The sequence below is a fragment of the uncultured Sphingopyxis sp. genome (assembly GCF_900078365.1).
Classification (GTDB): domain Bacteria; phylum Pseudomonadota; class Alphaproteobacteria; order Sphingomonadales; family Sphingomonadaceae; genus Sphingopyxis.
Map to the genome: position 1 here is coordinate 3,001,505 of NZ_LT598653.1, position 16,536 is coordinate 3,018,040.

The window sequence follows — 16,536 nt, forward strand, 5'->3', positions numbered from 1 at the left end:
TAGGGCATGAATTGAAGCCCCATCCCCATCAATCCTCCAGCACCCACGTATCCTTGGTCCCGCCACCCTGGCTCGAATTGACCACCAGCGACCCCTTGCTCATCGCGACGCGCGTCAGCCCGCCGGGCGTGATCCGTATCCCCTGCGGCGACATCAGCACGAAGGGGCGGAGATCGACATGGCGCGGCGCCAGTCCCGCCTTGGTGAAGATCGGCACGGTCGAAAGCGACAATGTCGGCTGCGCGATATAATTGCGGGGATTGGCCTCCAGCTTGGCGCGGAACGCCGCGATCGCCTTCTTGCTCGCCGCCGGCCCGACGAGCATCCCATAGCCGCCCGACCCATGGACCTCCTTCACCACCAACTCGGGCAATCGGTCGAGCACCTCGCGCAGATGCTCGGGTTCCGAACAGCGCCAGGTCGGCACATTGGGCAGCAGCGCCTTTTCGCCCGTATAGAATTCGATGATGTCGGGCATATAACTGTAGAGCGCCTTGTCGTCGGCGATCCCCGTGCCGGGCGCGTTGGCGATGGTGATCGCGCCCGCACGATAGACGTCCCAGATCCCCGGCACGCCCAGCACCGAGTCCGGCCGGAAATTCAATGGATCGAGGAAGTCGTCGTCGACCCGGCGATAGAGGACATCGATCGGCGTATAGCCCTGCGTCGTGCGCATCGCTACGCGCCCGTCGACGACGCGCAGGTCGTGCCCCTCGACCAGTTCGGCGCCCATCTGGTCGGCGAGGAAGCTGTGTTCGAAATAGGCGCTGTTGTGGATGCCCGGCGTCAGTACCGCGACGGTCGGCGTCCCGTTGCACACGGGCGGCGCGCAGGCCGACAGCGATTTGAGCAGGTTGAGCGGATAGTCGCCGACCTCGCGCACCGAAATCTTCGCGAACAGCTCGGGGAACATCTGGAGCATCGTCTCGCGGTTCTCGAGCATGTAGGAGACCCCCGACGGGGTGCGCGCATTATCCTCGAGTACATAATATTCGTCGGCGCCGGTGCGGACGATGTCGATGCCGCTGATATGCGTATAGACGCCGCCCGGCGGGTCCATGCCCATCATCATCGGCAGGAAGGCCTCGTTGCGCGCGATCAGCTCGACGGGCACGCGGCCCGCGCGCAAAATCTCCTGCCGGTGATAGATGTCGTGGAGGAAGGCGTTCAAGGCGCGCACGCGCTGCTCGATCCCGCGAGACAGCCGCCGCCATTCGCTCGCCGCGATGATGCGCGGGACGACGTCGAAAGGGATCAGCCGCTCGTCGGCCTCATCCTCGCCATAGACGTTGAAGGTGATGCCGGTGGTGCGGAAAAAAGCCTCGGCCTGCTGCGCCTTGCGCTGGATGCGCGCCGCGTCCTCGCGGTCGAACCAGTCCGAATAGTCGCGATAGGGCGACCGGACCTCGCCCCCCTGTCCCGTCATCTCGTCGAAGAAATGAATGCCCCGGACCTTTCCACGCTGCACGCCGCCACCGGGCCGCACGCGGGGCGCGGCCCCCTATGTTCCTGCCTGCTGCGTCGCTTGTCTGGCTACGCGGCCGCCAAGCTTATGAAGGCGATGCTAATCGCGCGCCCGCGCCTTGGCAAGCGGGCGAATGCAGCCCGTCGCCCCCGCGCAGGCGGGGGCCGTTGTCGGCCTTACTCTTCATTGCTGCGTAAACCTCCAGCGGCCCCGCCTGCGCGGGGGCGACGGCGAGGCCTCAGATCGCCCCGTGGCAATGCTTGTATTTGCGCCCCGAACCGCAGGGGCATGGCGCGTTGCGGCTGATCTCCAGCGCGGCGTAAGGATTCTCGCCCTCGGGCAGATCGGGCCTCGGCACCTGCATCGGCGGCAGCGTGTTCGCGATCACGCCGAGCGCGCCCGCATCGACGTCGCCGCTGTTGTCCTCGCCCGTGAAGGGGTCGATGTGCGTCGTCAGGAAATCGGGCAGGTCGGGGAGCGGCATCGGCTCGGGCTCTTCGAAGCGCAGGTCGATGCGCGCGACGGTGCGCGTCACATCCTCGCGGATATTCGACAACATGCGCTCGAACAGCGCGAAAGCTTCCTGCTTATATTCGTTGATCGGCTGCTTCTGCGCATAGGCGCGCAGGAACACGACCTGGCGCAGCGCGTCGAGGGTCGAGAGATGTTCCTTCCAGTGATGGTCGAGCGTCTGGAGCAGGATCGACTTCTCGATCCCCTTCCACGTCTCGGCATCGACGAGGCCCGCCTTCTCGGCGGCAACCGCGTCGGCCGCCTGCTGGATGCGCTCCTCGAAGATTTCGGGATCGACCGCGTCTTCCTGCATCCAGTCGTCGATCGGCGGCGACAGGTCGAGGATGTTCGCCACCCGCTCCTTCATCGCCTCGACGTCCCATTGTTCGGGATAGCTGCCCGGGGGGCACGCGTCGGCAACGATCGAGTTGACCGTCTCGGCGCGCATCGCGGCCATCACCTCGTCGACGGTCTCGCTGTCGATGATTTCGCCGCGCTGTTCATAGATGACCTTGCGCTGGTCATTCATGACATTGTCATATTCGACGACCTGCTTGCGGATGTCATAGTTGCGCGCCTCGACCTTCTTCTGCGCGGTCTCGATCGCCTTCGACAGCCATTTCGATCCGATCGCCTCGCCATCCTCCAGATTCTTGTTCATCATCTTGGAGAAGAGCGTGTCGGGGCCGAAGATGCGCAAGAGGTCGTCGTCGAGGCAAAGGTAGAATTTGGACAGGCCCGGGTCGCCCTGGCGTCCCGAACGGCCGCGCAGCTGGTTGTCGATGCGGCGGCTTTCGTGGCGCTCGGTCGCGAGCACGAACAGCCCGCCCGCGGCCTTCACCGCTTCGCGCTCGGCGGCGACCTCGGCCTGGATGCGCGCGACCGCGGCCTCGCGCTCCGGCCCCTCGGGCATATCCTTGAGCTCGTCGTCGATGCGGAATTCCTCGTTGCCGCCGAGTTTGATGTCGGTGCCGCGGCCCGCCATGTTCGTCGCGATCGTCACCGCGCCGGTGCGGCCCGCCTGCGCGACGATATGCGCCTCGCTTTCATGGAAGCGCGCGTTGAGGACGCTGTGCGGCACGCCTTCCTTTTCGAGATAGGAGGAGAGCAGCTCCGACTTCTCGATCGACACGGTGCCGACGAGCACCGGCTGACCGCGTTCGTTCGCCTCGCGGATCGTCTTGGCGATCGCGCCGAACTTGTCGGTGATATTCTTGTAAAATTCATCTTCGTCGTCGATGCGCGCGATCGGGCGGTTCGTCGGGATGGTGACGACGTTCATCTTGTAGATGTCGAAGAACTCCGCCGCTTCGGTCGCCGCGGTGCCGGTCATGCCCGAAAGTTTCGGATACATGCGGAAATAATTCTGGAAGGTGATCGAGGCGAGCGTCTGGTTCTCGGGTTCGATCTGCACGCCTTCCTTCGCCTCGACCGCCTGGTGCAGGCCATCGGACCAGCGGCGCCCGTCCATCATGCGGCCGGTGAACTCGTCGATGATCACGACCTTGCCGTCCTTGACGATATAGTCGGTGTCGAGCTTGAACATCTGGATCGCCTTCAGCGCCTGATTGACGTGATGGACAACCTGCGTGTTCTCGATGTCATAGAGGTTGTTGCCCTGGAGCAGGCCGGCGGCTTCGAGCAGTCGCTCGACATGCTCGGTGCCTTCTTCGGTCAGGCTGATCGACTTCGACTTCTCGTCCTTCTCATAATCCTCTTCGCCGAGTTGGTGGACGACCTCGTTGACGCGGATATAGAGTTCGGACTTGTCGTCGGTGGGGCCCGAGATGATCAGCGGGGTGCGCGCCTCGTCGATCAGGATCGAATCGACCTCGTCGACGATGCCGAAATTGAATTCGCGGTGGACCATCTGCGCGCGGTCGAACTTCATATTGTCGCGCAGATAATCGAAGCCCAGCTCGTTGTTCGTCGCATAGGTGATGTCGGCGTTATAGGCGTCGCGGCGCTGCATCTCGTTGAGGTTGGGGACGATGATCCCGGTGGTCAGGCCGAGGAAGCCATAGACGGTGCCCATCCATTCGGCGTCGCGGCGTGCGAGATAGTCGTTGACGGTCACGACATGGACGCCCTTGCCCTCAAGCGCGTTCAGATAGCAGGGCAAGGTCGCCATCAGCGTCTTGCCCTCGCCCGTCGCCATCTCGGCGATCTCGCCGCGGTGGAGCACCACGCCGCCGATCATCTGCACGTCGAAATGGCGCATGCCGAGCGTGCGGACCGCCGCCTCGCGCACCGTCGCAAAGGCTTCGGGCAATATGTCGTCGAGCGTCTCGCCGGCGCCAAGCCGGTCGCGGAATTTCTGCGTCTGCGCCTGCAATCCGGCGTCATCGAGCGCCTGCATCGCGGGTTCGAAAGCGTTGATCTTGTCGACGATCTTGCGGATCGAGGCGACATAACGGTCGTTGGACGAGCCGAACAGGCTCTTGGCAAGGCCAGCAAACATGAAATTTTCCTTGGAATGAGAATGAAATGGCGGCGCTCTGAGCCGCGAAAACTATCGGAAACGGGCCCTATACGGGGCGGCGCCCTGAAAAGGCGCGGGGCAGCGGGCGCTATTCGAGCGCGCGGTCGCTGCCGGTCAGCAAGCCGGGAAGATAGGGCGGAGCCGTCTTGCGCGCCTTGCCGCTGCCGCTCGACTGGCGCCGCGGCGGAGTGCTCGTCGTGGGGCGGCGCTCGCTATCGCTCGCTTCGGCCTTGCCCGTCGTTTCGGCCAGCAGGACCAGCGCCCCCATCGCCGCCGGCGTGGCGGGCGCGGCAACGGCCCGGTCGGCGGTCGCCAAGCCGGTCAGCAATGCCAAAAGGGTCAGCAACAACCGCAAGAATCGCCCCTCTATACGTCCGGAGCGCGAAATATTGCGCCCCGTTCCCTGAACATAGGGTGAAAGCGGCGCCACGTCCAGCGTTCCGGCTATTCGGCTGCGGCGGGCGCATCCTCGATAGTCAGGTCGGTGCGCAGGATCACGCGCTTTGCGACGGGCTTGCCGCCAGCGTCGGTGAAGGGCGAATAGCGCGTCTGACGCCCGAACATGTCGCACGGCGTCATCCCGTTCGGTGTGGCGCCGAATTTGCCCGTGTTCGAAAAGCGGCAATCCTGAACGCGGCCATCGGCGCCGACCAGCACGGTTATCGTCGCGCTGCCCGGTTCGCTCATCGGAAAGCCCGGATCGGGCGCCATCGATACGCCGTCGCCGCCTTCCCGCACTTCGCTCGGCAGCGACCAGCGAAATTTCGCCGCAAGGACGCCCTTGGTCGGCTTGCCGTCGCTGTCGAGCGCGGGCGAGAATTTGCCCTCGCTGCGCATCAGCGCGCACGCCGCGTCGTCGAGCGCGGCCGACAGGCTGCTTTCATTGACCTTGCATGCCGCAACCCGCCCGGCGCTGTCGACGGTGAGTTCCATATGGACGGTGCCCTGCTCGCGCGCGGCGAGCGCGGTGGGCGGATAATGGGCGGCGGGATCGATCCGCGTGAAGGCGTCGTCGGGGATCGCGGCGCGCGGCCAGCTTTCCAGCGTCGTATCGAGCCCGAAGCCCGCGACCTCCACCGCATAGCCGGCGCCTTCAGGAATCTGCCAGCGGATCCGGTTGCTATAGGTCCCGCCGACCGCTTCGCCGCGCGCGTCGCGCCCCGGCGTGAAGCGTGCGCGCGCCATGACCAATCGGCAGGTTTCGGCGTCGAGGTCGGCATGGCCGCTCGGCGCGGTGATTTCGCAACTGGTGGGCAGGCCGTCGGCGGCGATCGTCAGCCGGAACCCCGTCGTCCCTTCGCGCTCCTCGCGCATCGCGCTCGCCGGATAATCATCGTTCGTGGCCCAGCTTCCCGGATTGGTCGCCGGCGCGAGCCCCGTTTCGGCCCGGCTCTCCTGAGCCGGCGCGCCCTGCATCGCCAGCAAGAACATCATCGTCAGCATCGTCACTCCCCCCTATTCAACCCCCGGATTCAGTCCCTTCACTTCGATCAGAAAGCTCTTGGGCTTCTTGAACAATTTGCTCTTGCGGTTGACCTTCAGGCCGACGACCTCGGCCAGCTCCATCACGAAATGAACGCAGTTGCGCTTGTTTAGGCTGTAGCTGGGCTGCTCGCGGTCGCGCCATTCGGCAACCTTCGCCAACACCCGCCCATAGGTCGCGTCGTCGACCGTCACGTCGAACTGGCGGTCGCTCTTTTCGATATAATCGGGCTTCGACGATTCGACCTTGCCCTTCACCGACCCGAACAGGATCGCGGGGCTGACCGATGTCGCGGTGAAACCGTAATTGACGTCAACGACCTCGCCCGTCGCGTCGAGGGTCCCCTTCATCACGATGAAGGCGTGCGGGAAACGATCGCCGAAATCATGGCTGTAAAAGCTCACGACCACTTCGGCGCGCGCCGGCGTCGTGAGGCCCGCGCACAGCATCAGCAGCGACAGGATGATAAAGCGAAGGCCGCGGGTCATCCCCGCCCTCTTAGCCAGCAGCCTCCAATCTTGCCAAGCGCGATTGCCGCTTGACCGCGACGCCGACTTCGCATCATGTCTCATTGACATCGATGTAAGGAGGGGCCGGATGGCACGAAAGGCGATTTTCATCACCGGCGGCGGATCGGGCATCGGCCGCGCGGTCGCGCGCCATTTCGCCGGGCAGGGCTGGTTCGTCGGCATCGCAGACGTCAACCGCGCCGGGATCGACGAGACCGCCGCGCTGCTCCCCGAAGGCGCATCCTCGCGCCACGTCATGGACGTGCGCGACCGCGACCAGTGGAAGGCCGCGCTCGACGAATTCGCCACGGCGAGCGGCGGCCGCCTCGACGTCCTTTTCAACAACGCCGGCATCGGGTCGGGCGGGCAATATATGGACATGGATCCGGCGGAGGCCGACCGGCTGATCGCGATCAATTTCGGCGGGGTCGTCAACGGCATCTATATGGCGCTACCGCTGCTCAAGGCGACGCCGGGGTCGGCGATCCTCAACACCGGATCGGCGTCGGGCTTCTATGGCGTCGCAGGCCTCGCGGTCTATTCGGCGACCAAATTCGCGGTGCGCGGGCTGACCGAGGCGCTCGAGATCGAGTTCGCCAAGCACGGCATCAAGGTGCGCTCGCTGATGCCCGGCTTCATCGACACGCCGCTGCTCGATCAGGTCAGCGCCGACAGCAACGAACCTGCGCGGGCGCGCCTGTCAGCGAGCGGGTTCGAGATTTCGCCGGTCGAGGATGTCGCGCGCGCGGCATGGGACGCGGTGCATGGCGACCGCGTGCATATGCCGGTCGGCAAGATGGCAAAACGCTTGTCGCGCCTCGCGCGCTGGTTCCCGGGATTGATCGCGCGCCAGTCGAAGAAGATCGACGGGCTGGGCACGGCGGGGCATTGAAGCGCGGCGGCGGGTTGGGGGTGGTGAGCGGCCATAGCTCTCCTCCACTTCCGTCATCCCGGGCTTGACCCGGGATCCCGCTTTTGGGGCGTCGACCGGTCTTCGGCATCAAGCGGGACCCCGGATCAAGTCCGGGGTGACGATGAAAGATACGTCCGCAACCAGCCGAAAGCCGCCCCTCCAACCGAGCCTATTTCCCCGCCCCGCAGGTCACCGATCCGCTGCCGACATTGCGCACCGTGCAGACCGGCCGGCCGAGCACCACGACCTTGCCGATCCCGCGCGCGGTGACCGCGGCGCTCTTGACCGCGTGGAGGATGTGATCGCCCGCGCCCTCGCTGTCGCTGATCAGCTCGCCGACGGCCAACGCGCCGGCATCGACCACGCCCGCGCCCGACAGCGTCATGCGCGCGGTCTTGGCGGCGCCGCCGAGCGTCATCGTGCCGTTGCCGATCATCGCCACCTGCAGCCGGTCGGCCGCGATCTCACCCACGGTCACCCGTCCGGGACCGCGCAGCCCGACCATCGCGCGCTGCCCCTTAAGCGTGTCGATGCGCAGCGAGCCGGCGCCGGCCAGCGTCGCACTGTTCAGATTGGCGGCGTTCACCCGCACCGTCACCGGCCCGTGCGGCCGCCGCCGCTTTTCATCGCCCGCAAACTGGCGCTGGCCGATCACCAGCCGGCCGTCGCGGCTTTCGAGGCTCAGCCGGTCGAGCGCGTCCTGCGGCCCCGTCGCCACCGCGCTGACCGGCGCGCGCGTCACCACCTCGACGATGACGTCGGCACTCACCTCGATCGCCTCGAAGCTGGTGAGGCCGAAGCGTTTCTCGGCCGCCGGCGCGGAGACGGCGAGCGACAGGGCGGCCGCCGCGACGGCGGCGCCCCTTGCGATACAGGACAGGGCGCTGGTCATGCTGCTGCCCTAGTCTTTTCGGGCCGGCAGCACCATAGGCGCCTCAGTTGCAGGTTGCGGTGCCCGAACCCATCGTGCGCGTCGAACATTTGCCGCCGCCGCCGATCGTCGCGTCGCCCGATCCCAGGATCGCGATATCGGCGCTGCCGCTCGCTTTCGCATCGACGTCGCCCGAGCCGGTGATCGACACGTCGAGCGTCGTCGCCGCGAGCCCGCCCGCCGCGATATTGCCCGATCCGGTCACGTCGAAATTGCCCGACCCGATCGTTCCGCCGCCGATTTCGATATCGCCCGATCCCGACACGGTGATCTTCGCGCGCTTGCCATTGAGCGTCGCGACCTTGAGGTCGCCCGAGCCGGTGACCACCGCCTCGACCGCGTCGCCGTCGACCGCATCGGCGTCGATCTCGCCCGATCCGGTCAACCGCACCGCGCGGAGCGACGGCATGGTGATCGCGATGTCGACATCATCGTCACTTCCGCTGAAACTGAAACCCGAATTCTTGCGCCCGATCGACAGCATGTCGCCGTCGAGTTCGATTTCGAGTTCGTCGATCACCGCCTTCGGCCCCTTGGCGCTGATCGAAAAGGCGGCGCCGCGGCGGATCGTCACATCGTCGGGACCTGCGACCTTGACGCCGGTGAAGCCCGTCAGGTCGAAGCTTTGCGTCGTCACCGGCCCGGCATCAACCGTGCGCCTGCCATTTTTGCCGTCGCCCGTTCCTTCGGCGCTGCACGCCGTGACGGTCATCGCGAGAGCCAGCGGCAGTGCCGCCATCGTCCAGTTACGCATCGAGAATCTCCTTCGTGTGTTATTTGCATAACACACACTCGGCACGAGTGTCCAGCGCGCACCGCCATCTTGTCGCCACCTTCATGGCGCAGAGGCGCGCATCCTTCAGGAAAGAGACGATGAGCGTAGCCTTTCGCCGCGAGAGCGACGACGAACATAAAGAACCCGAGTTCGAGTGGCCGATTCCGGTCGGGCCGAACCTCGTCACCCCGCGCGGCTTTCGCCTGCTCGGCGAGGAGGTCGTGCGTCTCGAAGCCGCCATCGCCGCCGAAACCGACCAGGAAGCGCGGGGGAAGCTCCAGCGCCGGCTGCGCTATTTTCACACCCGCCACGCGACGGCCGAGGTGCAGGCGCCGACCCGCGACCACGTCGCCGGCATCGGCAGCCGCATCCGCTATGCGTTGAACGGCGCCGAACGCGCCGTCACGATCGTCGGCCATGACGAGGCCGATCCCGCGGCGGGCCATATCGCCTTTTCGGCGCCGCTCGGCCGCGCCTTGATGGGCGCCGAGACCGGCGACATGGTCGCCTTCCAGGGGCGCGAGGATGCGATCGAGATTCTCGCCGCCGCCGCCGATCCGGAGATCATGGCATGAAGGACAAGTTCGAACGGCATAAACAGCCATGGACCGCGGCCGAGATCGACAAGCTCCACACGCTCGCCAAGAAGGGCATGGCATTGAAAGCCATCGCCAAGGCGCTGACGCGCAGCGAGGAATCGGTAAAGCAACGCGCCAAGGCCGACAGTCTCTCGATCGCGAAGCTGCGCTGACGATCGCATGACCACCCATGATTATGACGCCATCGTGCTGGGTGCCGGCGCGGCCGGGCTGATGTGCGCCGCGGTCGCGGGGCAAAGGGGGCGGCGCGTCCTGCTGCTCGACCATGCCGAGCAGGTGGGCAAGAAGATCCTGATCTCGGGCGGCGGGCGCTGCAATTTCACCAACATCCATAGCGCGCCCGACCGCTACATCTCCGCGAACCCGCATTTCGCCAAATCGGCGCTCGCGCGCTACACGCCCGCCGATTTCATCGCCCTCGTCGACCGCTACGGCATCGCGCACCACGAAAAGACGCTGGGCCAGCTCTTCTGCGACGGCTCGGCGAAACAGATCGTCGCGATGTTGCTGGGCGAATGCGCCAAGGGCGGCGTCGATGTCCGTTGCGGCCAGCCGGTGCGCGAAGTGACGCATGGCGACGGCATCTTTCGCGTGGCCTTCCGCGACCGGCATTTCACCGCCGCCAGCCTCGTCATCGCGACCGGCGGGCCGTCGATCCCGAAGATGGGCGCGACCGGCTTCGCCTACGACCTCGCGCGCCAGTTCGGATTGAAGGTCGTCGAGCCGCGCCCCGCGCTCGTCCCGCTGACGCTTGGCGGCGAGGATGTGCTGTTCCGCGACCTGTCAGGCGTCGCGACCCCGGTCGAAGCCCGCGCCGGCAAGGCGGTCTTTCGCGAAGCCGCGCTCTTCACGCACAAGGGCCTCTCCGGCCCCGCGATCCTCCAGGTGAGCAGCTATTGGCGGCACGGCGAGCCGGTGACGATCGACTTCCTGCCCGACCTGCCCCAAGGCTGGCTTCTCGAAGCCAAGCGCGCGCGGCCGCGCGCGACGCTCGCCTCGGCGCTCGCGCTTCCCGACCGCCTCGCGCAGACGCTCGCCGAACGCCTTGCGCTCCCCGGCGAACTCGGCGCGCTCACCGACCGCAAGCTCGCCGACGCGGAAGCGCGTCTCAAGCGCTGGTCCTTCCACCCGAACGGCACCGAAGGCTTCGCCAAGGCCGAGGTCACCGTCGGCGGAATTTCGACCGCGAACCTGTCGTCGCAAACAATGATGGTCAAAAGCGTTCCCGGCCTGTATGCGGTCGGCGAAGCCGTGGACGTCACCGGGTGGCTGGGCGGCTATAATTTTCAATGGGCCTGGGCCAGCGGATATGCGGCGGGTCAAGCCCTTTAGGAAAAAACTCGTACTCCCCTTCGTCACCCCGGACTTGATCCGGGGTCCATTCAGCACTTCGTGGAAAGTGACGAATGGATGCCGGATCAAGTCCGGCATGAAGAATTACAGAATCGGCCGCGCATGGCCGTACAGGACAAGAAGAATAAAATGGCTTTCGAAAATCTTTCCCCCGTCCTTGCGGACGCCCTCACCACGCGCGGCTATGAAGCCCTTACACCCGTGCAGACACAGGTCACCGAAGACGAGGCCAAGGGCCGCGACCTGCTCGTTTCGGCGCAGACCGGTTCGGGCAAGACCGTCGCCTTCGGCCTCGCGATGGCGGACGAACTGCTCGAAGACGGCCGCTTGCCCTTCGCGACCGCGCCGCTCGCGCTGATCGTCGCGCCGACGCGCGAACTGGCGTTGCAGGTCAGCCGCGAGCTCGGCTGGCTCTATGCCAAGGCCGGCGCGCGCATCGCGACCTGCGTCGGCGGCATGGACGCGAGCCGCGAGCGCCGCAACCTCAATCAGGGCGTCCATATCGTCGTCGGCACGCCGGGCCGCCTGCGCGACCATCTCGAGCGCGGCGCGCTCGACCTCGAGGCGCTGCGCGTCGCGGTGCTCGACGAGGCCGACGAAATGCTCGACATGGGGTTCCGCGAGGACCTGGAGGAAATCCTCGACGCGACCCCCGCGGCGCGGCGCACCCTGCTCTTCTCGGCGACGATCCCGAAACCGATCGCCCAGCTCGCCAAACGCTACCAGCGCGATGCACTCCGCATTTCGACTGTCGGCGAGGATCGCGGCCATGGCGACATCGCCTATCAGGCCGTGACCGTCGCCCCCGCCGACATCGAGGGCGCGGTGATCAACCTGCTGCGGCTGCACGAACCCGACACGGCGATGCTGTTCTGCGCGACGCGCGACAATGTCCGCCGCCTTCACGCCCGGCTGGTCAACCGCGGCTTTGCCGCCGTCGCTCTCTCGGGCGAGCATAGCCAGAACGAACGCAACCATGCGCTGCAAGCCCTTCGCGACCGCAGGGCAAGGGTGTGCGTCGCGACTGACGTCGCCGCGCGCGGCATCGACTTGCCGAGCCTCAGCCTCGTCATCCACGTCGAAATCCCGCGCGATGCCGAAACGCTCCAGCACCGCTCGGGCCGCACCGGCCGCGCGGGCAAGAAGGGCACCGCCGTCCTCATCGTCCCCTATCCGCGCCGCCGCCGCGTCGACGGCATGCTGCGCGGTGCGCGCATCAACGCCGAATGGATGGACGCGCCCACCGCCGCCGATGTCCGGCAAAGGGATCAGGAACGGCTGATCGAAAAGCTGCTTGCCCCGGTCGAGCATGAGGCCGAGGATCTGGAACTCGCGCAGCGGCTGATGGCCGAACGCAGCGCCGAAGACATCGCCGCATCGCTCGTCCGCGCGCACCGCGCGCTGATGCCGCCGCCCGAGGATCTGCTCGACACCGGTCCGCGCCCGCGCGGCGAGCGCCCCGAACGCGGCGACCGTTTCGAGCGCGAGCGCGGCGACCGCCCGGAACGCGGCGAGCGCCGCGAACAGTTCGACGACAGCGCCTGGTTCCGCCTCAACATCGGCCGCCGCCAGAATGCCGACCCGCGCTGGATCCTGCCTTTGCTCTGCCGCCGCGGCCATGTGACGAAGAACGAGATCGGTGCGATCCGTATCGGCCCCTCCGAAACCCTCTTCAACATCCCGCTCGCCATCGCCGACCGCTTCGCCGAAGCCGTGCAGCGCACCGCCAATCAGGATGGCGAGGACGACAGCGGCGTTTCGATCACCCCGGCGCCCGACGGTCCCACTTATCCGCCACGCCGCGAAAAGGGCGGGCACAAGGGCGGCCCGCGCCACGACGGCCCGCGCAAGCCCTTCGGCGCGGGCGGCAAGCCCGGCGGCTACAAGGCCAAACCCTTCGGCAAGGGCAAGCCGCGCCACGGCGGCAAGCAATAAGCCTCGTCATTGCGAGCGAAGCGAAGCAATCCAGAGCCCGCGTAAACCGCTCTGGATTGCTTCGCTTCGCTCGCAATGACGGAGTCTGTGGCGACTTGACCCTTGCACCACCCTCGCCCCCATCCCAGATGGAGGCGATCAGCAGGAGAGCGGCGCATGCAGGCGATTGAGGCTTTCATCGAAAAGCAGGGCGGGCCCCAGGTCATCGACTGGCGTAGCGTCACGCTCGGCGATCCCGGGCCCGGCGAGGTGCTGCTCCGTCAGACCGCGGTCGGGCTCAACTATATCGACACCTATCACCGCGACGGCACCTATCCGGTCGAGCTTCCGGGCGGGCTCGGCGTCGAGGCGGCGGGCGAAGTGATCGCGATCGGCCCCGACGTTCACGGCCTCCAGCCCGGCGACCGCGTCGCGACCTTCGGGCCGCAGCGGAATGCCTATGCGTCGGCGCGGCTCGTCCCCGCCGCTTCGCTGTTCAAGCTGCCGCCCGGCATCGACGATGAAACCGCCGCCGCCGCGCTGCTCAAGGCCTGTACCGTCGAGGCGCTCGTCGAACGCTGCGCCAGGGTCGAAGCCGGCGCGACCGTGCTCGTACACGCCGCCGCGGGCGGGGTGGGGCTGATCCTCGTCCAGTGGCTGAAGGCGATCGGCGCGAGCGTCATCGGCACCGTCAGCACCGAGGCGAAGGAACATGCCGCGCGCGAAGCCGGCGCCGACCATGTCATCCGCTACAAGCAGGAAGACGTCGCCGCGCACATCCGCGAAATTACCGATGGTCAGGGCGTTCCCGTCACTTTCGACGGCATCGGCATGGCGACCTGGGCGACCTCGCTCAAAGCCACCGCGCGGCGCGGGCTGATCGTCAGCTATGGCAATGCCGGCGGCCCGGTGACCGGCGTCAATCTCGGCGTCCTGGCGCAGCACGGATCGCAGTTCGTGACGCGGCCGACCCTGTTCGATTATTATCTCCACCCCGGCGAACGCGCCGAAGGCGCGGCGCGCGTGTTCGAGATGATCGAAAGCGGCGCGGTGCGGATCACCGTCGGTCAGCGTTACTCGCTCGAAGATGCCGCAAGGGCGCACGCCGACCTCGAGGCCGGGCGCACGACGGGGTCCAGCCTGTTGATTCCGGAGCGTTCATAGCCTCCCCGCTTGCGGAAGCGGGCCGGGAAGCGTTCAGCCCCAGACTGTATCGCGACTTACCAGCCGAGCTTCGCCGCCCCGGCGAGCGGGCTATTGGCCCGAACGCCCGATAGTCCAGGTCGCGAGGACTTCTTCGCTCGCGGGATTTTCGAGCCGGACGGTATCGATGCGGGCGCCGATGACGCAAATCGGCCGCTGCTCGGCACCGGCGGGCTGGACGCAGCGGACCGGCCCATTGCCCGCAATGGCTTCGATCCGGCCTGCAACGCGCAAGCGGAAACCCCGCGAACCGTCGAATTGATCGGCCGCGACCCGCGTCACGGTTTCGAACGGCCGCCCGTTGCGGCGGCCGTCGCGATCCGCCTCGCTCGCGAAGAATTGGGCAATGGCGAGGGTCTGGCCCGGTAGGGTGAGCGGCTCGACGCCGCGCGGAAAGGCCTGCCCCGCGCGCGCCGGACAGACGCCGCTGCTCGACCAGGGCCGCGTGATCCAGAAGCCTTCGGCGGCGTCGATCTTCGCCCCGTCCCCGAGATTCCAGTCGGTCCTGTTCCACATCATCGGTTTGACCGAAACGCGCAGCGTCGCATCCGCTTCGTCATAGCGCCACTGCATCGGCAGGCTGCTTTCGGCCTCGCTCGCCCCCCCGCATCCGAACGGCAGCAGCAGTTCGAAGCGGCGCCCGGCCGCCTCACCGACCGCCGCGGGCATGGCCTCGCCCGACGCGAAGGCGTCCGCGGCCCGCTGCGCCAGCGCGATGAGGTCGCCGCGCCCCAAATCCTTCGGCGTTTCGGGAACGGGCGCAGGAGCAGGCGCCGGGACGACGACGGGCGCGGGCGCCTGTGGCGCCGGCGCGGTCGCCCGCCCGAGAAAGAAGCCGCCGCCGCCGACCACGAGGATTGCGGCGAATCCGCCAGCGATGGCGAGCCGGCTGGTTCTGACGCTGGGTTCCTGCATGGTCCCTCGATAGCAAATCCGCGCGCATCCTCCAGACCCCAGGCGCATTTTTTTGTCGTTGGACATTGACTTGGGCGCGATGCCGTCTGACGCAGGATCGATGTCGGTGGACCAGATCCTGACTCTGCTCGTCCTCGCCGCGGTGGTCGCGGCGCTCATCTGGGACAAGGTGCGAGCCGACGTCGTCGCGCTGACCGGCGCCGCGGTCCTGCTGATGACGGGGGTCGTGCGGCCGGTCGAGGTGCAGGGCGCCTTCGCCAGTCCGGCGATCATCGCGCTCGCGTCGCTGTTCGTCATCGCCTATGCGCTCGAGCTGGCCGGGCTGCTCGACCGCGCGATCGCCGCGGCGGTCGCGATGTGCCGGCGGCTCGGCACCGGCGGCCTCTGGCTGCTCTTGTCGATGATCGGTTCGGTCTCCTGCTTCCTCAACTCGACGCCGATCGTCGTGCTCGGCGCGCCGGTGATCCGCGACGTCGCGACGTCGCTGGGCCTGTCGCCCAAGCGTTTCCTGATCCCGCTATCCTATGTCACCATCCTCACCGGCTGCTGCACCTTGATCGGGACGTCGACCAATTTGCTCGTCGACGACATGGCGAGCGTCGCGGGGCAGTCGCGCTTCGGCATCTTCGAAATCACGCCGGTCGGCCTGCCGATGGCGCTCGTCGGCGGGCTCTATCTCTTTCTGGTGAGCGGGCGGCTGCTCGGCGGGCGCCACGAAGCCGAGGAGCGCGAGGGCGCGCCGGCCGAGATCGACGCCGCGCATATCGGCAATGCGCAGATTGGCGACGCCCGGCTGTTCGAGGTGAAACGGCCGCTCCAGCCGCTCAAGGCCGCGATCGCGCTCATGACCTTCGTCGCGGCGGTGGCGCTCGCGACGATGGGTGTCGCGCCGATCGCAGCGACCGCCTTCGCCGGCGCGGTGTTGCTGATCCTGTTGCGCGTCATCAGTGCCGACGAGGCCTATAGCGGCCTCCGTCCCGAAATCCTGATCCTGATCGCCGGCATGGTGGTGATCGGCATCGCTATGGAGCAGAGCGGGCTCGCGGCCGAAGCGTCCGAACTGCTGATCGCCAGCGTCCACGGCCTCAGCCCGCTGATCGCGCTCATCATCCTCTATCTCCTGACGATGATACTCACCGAACTTTTGTCCAACGCGACGGTCGCGGTGCTCGTCACCCCCGTCGCGGTGGCGCTCGCCGACAGTCTCGGCGTCAGCCCGCGGCCTTTTCTCGTCGCGGTGATGATGGCGGCAAGCGCCGCCTTCGCCACACCCTTCGGCTATCAGACCAATGTCATCGTCTATCAGATGGGCGGCTATCGCTATCTCGACTTTGTCCGCATCGGCCTGCCGCTCAATATCATCACCTGCGTGGTGGCGATCATGGCGATCCGTGTCTTCTTTCCCTTTTAGGGATGCTCCGTGCGGTCCGCATAGCGCGACCATCGTTGATTTAACGTCATCCCGGCGAAGGCCGGGATGA

15 protein-coding genes are annotated in these 16,536 nt (G+C 66.8%); 7 read left to right on the plus strand and 8 right to left on the minus strand.

Features of this window, described 5'->3' with window-relative positions:
* Positions 1 to 28: 28 nt before the first annotated feature.
* The 5 genes from QZL87_RS13950 to QZL87_RS13970 form a co-directional block, all read right to left on the minus strand.
* Entirely contained in the window at positions 29 to 1,426 is a 1,398-nt protein-coding gene (locus QZL87_RS13950) for a circularly permuted type 2 ATP-grasp protein (protein WP_295326904.1), read from the minus strand.
* A 277-nt stretch (positions 1,427 to 1,703) separates the two neighbouring features.
* Positions 1,704 to 4,439, minus strand: coding sequence for a preprotein translocase subunit SecA (gene secA / locus QZL87_RS13955; protein WP_295320432.1), 2,736 nt, complete (start codon positions 4,437 to 4,439; stop codon positions 1,704 to 1,706).
* Between the two features lie 109 nt (positions 4,440 to 4,548).
* Complete coding sequence (locus QZL87_RS13960) at positions 4,549 to 4,815, minus strand: hypothetical protein (RefSeq protein WP_295320433.1); 267 nt, start codon at positions 4,813 to 4,815, stop codon at positions 4,549 to 4,551.
* An 89-nt stretch (positions 4,816 to 4,904) separates the two neighbouring features.
* On the minus strand, positions 4,905 to 5,903 hold the full coding sequence (locus tag QZL87_RS13965; RefSeq protein WP_295320434.1) for a TonB family protein: 999 nt from the start codon (positions 5,901 to 5,903) through the stop codon (positions 4,905 to 4,907).
* A gap of 12 nt (positions 5,904 to 5,915) precedes the next feature.
* Positions 5,916 to 6,431 (minus strand): hypothetical protein, encoded by a 516-nt coding sequence (locus QZL87_RS13970; RefSeq protein WP_295320436.1) that lies wholly within the window; start codon positions 6,429 to 6,431, stop codon positions 5,916 to 5,918.
* Positions 6,432 to 6,540: 109 nt separating this feature from the next.
* Between QZL87_RS13970 and QZL87_RS13975 the strand changes: the two genes are divergently transcribed.
* Complete coding sequence (locus tag QZL87_RS13975) at positions 6,541 to 7,344, plus strand: SDR family oxidoreductase (RefSeq protein ID WP_295320438.1); 804 nt, start codon at positions 6,541 to 6,543, stop codon at positions 7,342 to 7,344.
* Between the two features lie 190 nt (positions 7,345 to 7,534).
* Here the strand turns inward: QZL87_RS13975 and QZL87_RS13980 are convergent, their stop codons facing one another.
* Together QZL87_RS13980 and QZL87_RS13985 are read right to left on the minus strand one after the other, a co-directional pair.
* On the minus strand, positions 7,535 to 8,257 hold the full coding sequence (locus QZL87_RS13980; RefSeq protein ID WP_295320440.1) for a head GIN domain-containing protein: 723 nt from the start codon (positions 8,255 to 8,257) through the stop codon (positions 7,535 to 7,537).
* Between the two features lie 43 nt (positions 8,258 to 8,300).
* On the minus strand, positions 8,301 to 9,050 hold the full coding sequence (locus tag QZL87_RS13985) for a head GIN domain-containing protein (protein ID WP_295320442.1): 750 nt from the start codon (positions 9,048 to 9,050) through the stop codon (positions 8,301 to 8,303).
* A 119-nt stretch (positions 9,051 to 9,169) separates the two neighbouring features.
* On the opposite strand from QZL87_RS13985, the gene QZL87_RS13990 reads away from it, so the two are divergent.
* The 5 genes from QZL87_RS13990 to QZL87_RS14010 all read left to right on the plus strand — a co-directional run bounded on the left by QZL87_RS13990 (position 9,170) and on the right by QZL87_RS14010 (position 14,101).
* Positions 9,170 to 9,646, plus strand: coding sequence for a GreA/GreB family elongation factor (locus QZL87_RS13990; RefSeq protein ID WP_295320444.1), 477 nt, complete (start codon positions 9,170 to 9,172; stop codon positions 9,644 to 9,646).
* On the plus strand, positions 9,643 to 9,822 hold the full coding sequence (locus tag QZL87_RS13995) for a hypothetical protein (protein WP_295320446.1): 180 nt from the start codon (positions 9,643 to 9,645) through the stop codon (positions 9,820 to 9,822). Before QZL87_RS13990 ends, QZL87_RS13995 begins: the two co-directional genes overlap by 4 nt.
* A gap of 7 nt (positions 9,823 to 9,829) precedes the next feature.
* Complete coding sequence (locus QZL87_RS14000; protein WP_295320448.1) at positions 9,830 to 11,002, plus strand: NAD(P)/FAD-dependent oxidoreductase; 1,173 nt, start codon at positions 9,830 to 9,832, stop codon at positions 11,000 to 11,002.
* Positions 11,003 to 11,152: 150 nt separating this feature from the next.
* Positions 11,153 to 12,958, plus strand: a complete 1,806-nt coding sequence (locus tag QZL87_RS14005) for a DEAD/DEAH box helicase (RefSeq protein ID WP_295320451.1) — start codon at positions 11,153 to 11,155, stop codon at positions 12,956 to 12,958.
* A gap of 156 nt (positions 12,959 to 13,114) precedes the next feature.
* The gene (locus tag QZL87_RS14010; RefSeq protein ID WP_295320453.1) at positions 13,115 to 14,101 is read left to right on the plus strand and encodes a quinone oxidoreductase; all 987 of its coding nucleotides are present in this window, start codon (positions 13,115 to 13,117) and stop codon (positions 14,099 to 14,101) included.
* Positions 14,102 to 14,191: 90 nt separating this feature from the next.
* Here QZL87_RS14010 and QZL87_RS14015 read toward each other — a convergent pair whose 3' ends face one another.
* The gene (locus QZL87_RS14015) at positions 14,192 to 15,055 is read right to left on the minus strand and encodes a hypothetical protein (protein WP_295320455.1); all 864 of its coding nucleotides are present in this window, start codon (positions 15,053 to 15,055) and stop codon (positions 14,192 to 14,194) included.
* 79 nt (positions 15,056 to 15,134) lie between these two features.
* Between QZL87_RS14015 and QZL87_RS14020 the strand changes: the two genes are divergently transcribed.
* Positions 15,135 to 16,466 (plus strand): SLC13 family permease, encoded by a 1,332-nt coding sequence (locus tag QZL87_RS14020; protein WP_295320457.1) that lies wholly within the window; start codon positions 15,135 to 15,137, stop codon positions 16,464 to 16,466.
* Positions 16,467 to 16,536 lie beyond the last annotated feature (70 nt).